Below are 491 nucleotides of genomic sequence, written 5' to 3' on the forward strand. Positions count from 1 at the left end.
CGCGCCATCTAATGGCAGCTTCACGAGGTGACAGCAGGTGGCGCTCCTTGCTCGTTCAGATGGACGGGACGAACCGCACTTTCCAACAGCTTCTGCGACCTTCCCGCGCGATGAATCGCTTGGGTCGCCAGATCTCATTTCGCTACACTTCACTTGTGAATTTGACAAACGGACCGATCATGTACCAAGGCGTATGGCAGGTGCGCGATCGCTGGCATAGCGGGGCGGTCGCGACGACAAGGAGCAGTCGCTATGCCGATAAAACCGCCGCTTGATCCCAATGTCGCGGACGAGGCACCCAAAACCCCGATTCTCACGGGCTATGACGAAGAACACTTTGTGACCTATCTGCGTTTGCTCGATGCAGCAGCGGAGGATGCCGATTGGCGCGAAGTGGCGCGTGTCGTACTGCATATGGATCCTGACCGCGAACCGGACCGAGCACACAGAGCTTGGGAAACCCACCTGGCGCGGGCGCGCTGGATTACGAC

At 58.9% G+C, this 491-nt stretch carries 1 protein-coding gene; it reads left to right on the forward strand.

Annotated elements, in window-relative coordinates:
* Window positions 1-252: 252 nt before the first annotated feature.
* Window positions 253-491: DUF2285 domain-containing protein (locus EN749_RS37040; protein ID WP_128365146.1), on the forward strand; the 239-nt coding region annotated here is incomplete at its 3' end.

This window comes from Mesorhizobium sp. M7A.F.Ca.ET.027.02.1.1 (assembly GCF_004022985.1).
GTDB lineage: Bacteria > Pseudomonadota > Alphaproteobacteria > Rhizobiales > Rhizobiaceae > Mesorhizobium.